The sequence below is a fragment of the Flavisolibacter ginsengisoli DSM 18119 genome, from assembly GCF_900129295.1.
GTDB lineage: Bacteria > Bacteroidota > Bacteroidia > Chitinophagales > Chitinophagaceae > Flavisolibacter > Flavisolibacter ginsengisoli.
In genome coordinates, this window is sequence record NZ_FQUU01000038.1 from 1 (window position 1) to 4568 (window position 4568).

A 4568-nucleotide genomic window follows, 5' to 3' on the forward strand; every position below is an offset into this window, starting at 1 on the left:
CTTTAGTTCTTAATATTTAAATTTATCAAAAAGCAAGGCAGCAGTTCGGGCGGACGAATATAAAATTCCCCACCATCGGCAATACCTGGCCGTTAGTGGCAACCTTGTAGGCAAAATACATAATCAACCAAATTCGTGACAACTGACAATTCAAACCGATATAGAGTTTCAACAAAGTTTACATTGACCAAAGTGTTTGTTTTTATTGGTCTGTTTTCCATTGTTTTTAGCACAATAAGAGAAATAGGCAATGACACATTCTCGCAGAAATCTATCACTGGACTGTCTTTAGGGACAATAGTATTGACAGGACTTCTCGTCTTTGTTTATACGAGAAAAAGAATAGACTATGATGACATAAAGCAAATCTTATATGTAGTTGATACAAAAAGACAGACAGAGATTGAAATACCAGTAGAAAAGATTGACAAAATTCTATACTCCGCTATTGGAGGACGTGGCAATAAGTCATACGTCATTGTTTACAGGGACTTTCATAACCAAAGACAAAAAGTGCGGCTATTTCCTATTCCTTTTGACAATTCAATTGACACAATAATTACTGATACAAAACTTCAAAACCCAAACCTTGTGACAAGAAATTGGAGTATCGGCTGGAATGAACTTTTTGATTAAACATAACTAATATCATCGGCGGCCACTAACATCGGTGGCGGTTGCACAACTAGTTTCCAAAAGATGAAGTAAGCCGATTTTGTAATCTGTTTTTATATTTCAATAGGTGATAAAAAGGTTGGAAGATTTTTTATTGTGTTGCTGTATAAAGTAGCAGGCGGCAAAGAACCAAAAACAAAGGCATTCTGCAGTCATTTTCAGACTTATTACCGCTGTCTTTCTTTTTTGCTCAGTGTAGTTCAGCCATTTTTTGAGGTTATAGGCAACAGCTGCACCCAGCATAAACTTATTGGCATTCTTAAGACCCCTGGTCCAGATCCTTCTGATGCCCATAAAGTTGATGAGGGTACCAAGTACAGGTTCAACGGTTGCCTGCCTAAGCTTTTTCATTCTTTTTGCATAAGGTGTTTGCAGCCTTTGATGCATTTGATCATATAAGTATTTATCTACGGTGTCTTCTATCTTTTTATAGTCAGCACGGCCACCGATGCAGGTAGTTCGTAAGGGACAATGCCCGCAGTCTTTTGCAGAAGAGCGGTACTGTTTTTTATAATAGCCTTTCTTATCCTGGTAAGTTTTTTTATAGGGTAGATGGACGCCTTTAGCGTCACAGGTGTAGCGATCATCTTCTTCATTATAAATAAATCCTTCCCGGTTTGCTTTGTACTGGCCAAAGTTGGGGATATAGGCAGTAATGTTATGATCAACACAAGCCTTCAGTGCTTTACTTGAACTGTAGCCTGTATCACAGGCTATCTCTTCTACGTGGAGATCATGTTGTTTTAAATTGTTGATGGTATTAGCAAGAACCTGATCCAAACATTCGCTGTCTCTTCTGTCGGCAAGATGGGCTTCTATGTTGGTTATAACATGAGAGCTCATGTCTACTGCTGTTTGCATGGAGTAATTTAGCTGTCGCGGCTTGCCAGGCTTTACCTATACTCTCGCATCCCTATCAGTAGTACTAAAGTGGGTATGGTTGGAAACAAACTTCGGGCGACGCTCTTCGGAGTCATCCCCGTCTGCTGTCTTAGTTAAGGACTTGCCCTTGGGCATGTCTTTATATTCTTCTTCCTTCCAACTGTGATGCTGCTGTGTGCTGTTGCTTCTGCTCTTTGTGATGGTATCACTGTCGCGATCATCCTTCATGACATTTTGATGCTGCTCAATGACCCTTCCATACTCGTCATGCTGCAGTTCCTCAAGATAATGCTCCCCATCTTCAATGATGTCCTTTTCTACTAAAGAATCCATCGAGGCATTGGCTTTTATATAAGCTGAGTCAATGGCCTGTCTTCTGCCAGAGAGCATTTGCTTTTGCACACATAGGCTAAGTACTTTAGAAAATAATTCTTTAAAGACTTCTTCGCCATACAGGGCTCTTGTTCTGCTAATTGTAGAATGCCAGGGAAGTTCTTCATCAAGATCATAGCCCAGAAAGAATAAAATGTCCAGTCGCATCTTAGAATGGGCAATGATCTTGCGATCACTGTTTAAGTTCTCTAAATAACCAACCAGTATGAGCTTAAAGAAAACCACAGGATCAATGGATGCCTGTCCTTCACGGCCATAGTATTTTTTAGTGCTCTTATACAACCACTGAAGGTCCAGGCCTTCCTTTAGTCGGCGATAAAAGTTATCCTCTGGAACGTGGTTGCTTAACTGAAATGTAGTAAAGAGTTTCTCTGCGTATTGCTTTCGTCCCTGCATATCTTAATTTACTATTCCAGCATAGCAGAAAACAACTATTTTTATTCACATAATGTGAGTTGTGCAACAAGCACATCGGTTTGCCGAAATATGGGCTGACGAATAGATATTCAACTTTTTATTTCTATTTTACGAAAAAAGAAATGCTAAACTGAAGTTTTTCAAATACCCATACATCGGCAAGCCATATCTCGTTAGCGGTAATCTGGTTCATTTTATGGGTAGACAAATTCTTTTCATAGCAATTTTACTCTGTGGACAATTCGCCTTTGGACAAAGTTCGGTCTACGGTAAGTACAAAGGTTCAGGAATGCTTCTAGATACGCTTATCATAGCTTTTCACCTCGATTTAAAGCAAGATGGTAACTATACTATGAAGTCATCAAGGAAAGATACCTTAGTGACTGAAACTGGTAAATGGCAACGGATAGGTGATAAAATCAAGTTGAAACCGAAATATTCAAAAGCAAAAAAGAAGTACAGGCCGGAAAAAACATTTGTCCTCAACATCGAGGGTGACAGTTTGGTGTGGAAACCGAATTTCAATATGCGGAAATTTGAAAAAGAAATGACTAAGAATGTTGGAGAGAAGGTTACTCTTGTTGATAAGTCGGAACCGCTTGTCCTTTACAAAGAAAATTAGTCGCATAGTTAATCGACTACCGCTAACAGGCGCTTTCAAAAAGTCGGGCAGAAGTGCTATTTTGCGACAATAAATAATCAATCAGCATTAGTGCAAACGTGGAGCGACATATTTCCAAATACCCGCCCTTCTTAAAGCGCTATTCGTTATGGGCAACCCGTTGACGGGTTTTGCAGTCAGCGTGCGGCAGAGGGGAAAAATAAGTACTTTGATTATGTAAGCATTACGTATTGCAGGACAAATTGCAAAGCTGCTAACTGATCTTAAACCAGTTTCGGTGCACAGAGAATTTCACTGGTTTTAAACATGTTTAATTATAGGTCAACATGCCAAAGTGATTATTATTTTCAAACCGGTTTCGGTGTAAATGTACTTCACTCATTTTAATCAGTTTTACTGCAGAGCAATTGCAAAGTCGGTAATTATTCGCAACCAGTTTTCGGTGCAACAGTACGTTACTAATTTTAGACATCCTTAAGCATACATCAAAATGCAAAAGCGATCATTGTTTTCAAAAAGGTTTCGTACATAAAAAATCTTACTGGTTTGAGACAGGCTTAATTCCAGGTCAAAATGCAAAAGCGATTATTATCTTCAGGCAAGTTTCCCGGAAAAAGCCGGGTGTGCCCATAACAGTGTGTTTATAAAATTGTGGCGGGACGTTGGAGCATTCAACTATAAATCACTATTTTGCTTCTGTGGTTAATTGAAACTGACGTTTTCCAAATGCCACAACTTCATAAACACTTTAACGTTGAACGCAATTGAGTGGCCACTCCTAAATCGAAAAAGACTAACTAAATATTGAACAGACAAGACCGAATTAAAAAGCTATTGAAACCTTCGAACCTCTTAATTCTTGGCTCGGCGACAATAATTTACCTGGCGATTTGCATTTCTCAAATTATAGTACTGTTGAATAAATCATATGTTCTGACCAAATCGGACTTGTTTCATATTGACAGTGTAAGAATGCTAAGTCGAGCCTATATTATTGGAGGAGGAAAGTCATCATCAAAATCCATTCAGTTTGGCGACGAGACATACAAGACATTTTGGATAACTAGTTCGAGATATCTTGCCGTGAACGATTTTTCAAGGCTTTACGACACATTACAATATAGCGACTTGGTAATGAAAATCTATACTGATAAAGAAGGATATAACAACTATTTTGACAAAAAGAACAAAGACAAAATCGAAGTGTATGGAATTGAAGTTGGCAACACATCATACATTCCTCTTGACGATATCAATGAAGAGGAAAGTGGTCGCAGAACTTCAATTTTAATTTTCTTTACTATTGCTTACTTCATCTTTGTGTTGGTGCATTTTGTGCGAATTTGGCGAACGACCAAAGGCGTACAACAAAAGTTTGCCAATATACCGGCTGACCAATAGTTAATCATCATTTGTTCTTTATTCAACTTTATCTAACTTTCCAAGCGAACGAATAAGAATGCCGGTACATCGGCAAGCCCTGTTCGTTGTAGGCAATAAATTTTGATACCCTAATATGCAAAAAATTTTCACGACATTTTTATTGGTTTTTAGTTTGGCTTCATACGGACAAGAAGGA

The 4568-nt window shown here is 38.5% G+C and carries 4 protein-coding genes and 1 pseudogene; 3 read left to right on the forward strand and 2 right to left on the reverse strand.

The features are described from left to right. Window positions 1–135 precede the first annotated feature (135 nt). Entirely contained in the window at window positions 136–636 is a 501-nt protein-coding gene (locus tag BUA53_RS20630; protein WP_217653043.1) for a hypothetical protein, read from the forward strand. 99 nt (window positions 637–735) lie between these two features. Here BUA53_RS20630 and BUA53_RS21500 read toward each other — a convergent pair. After that, window positions 736–1542: pseudogene (locus BUA53_RS21500) on the reverse strand (transposase); the annotation flags it as partial. A gap of 30 nt (window positions 1543–1572) precedes the next feature. Beyond that, a complete protein-coding gene (locus BUA53_RS21505; protein ID WP_072837291.1) occupies window positions 1573–2346 on the reverse strand; it encodes a transposase in 774 nt (257 codons plus the stop codon). Window positions 2347–2563: 217 nt separating this feature from the next. Here BUA53_RS21505 and BUA53_RS20645 point away from each other — a divergent pair, with 217 nt between their 5' ends. Then, window positions 2564–2989, forward strand: coding sequence for a copper resistance protein NlpE N-terminal domain-containing protein (locus tag BUA53_RS20645; RefSeq protein WP_072837292.1), 426 nt, complete (start codon window positions 2564–2566; stop codon window positions 2987–2989). Between the two features lie 1134 nt (window positions 2990–4123). Beyond that, the gene (locus BUA53_RS21080; protein ID WP_175546135.1) at window positions 4124–4390 is read left to right on the forward strand and encodes a hypothetical protein; all 267 of its coding nucleotides are present in this window, start codon (window positions 4124–4126) and stop codon (window positions 4388–4390) included. The last annotated feature ends 178 nt before the right edge of the window (window positions 4391–4568 follow it).

Coding starts and splice junctions, on each gene's coding strand:
- BUA53_RS21505 (WP_072837291.1), bottom strand. CDS start 2,346: ATGCAGGGACGAAAGCAATACGCAGAGAAACTCTTTACTACATTTCAG.
- BUA53_RS20645 (WP_072837292.1), top strand. CDS start 2,564: ATGGGTAGACAAATTCTTTTCATAGCAATTTTACTCTGTGGACAATTC.
- BUA53_RS21080 (WP_175546135.1), top strand. CDS start 4,124: ATGAAAATCTATACTGATAAAGAAGGATATAACAACTATTTTGACAAA.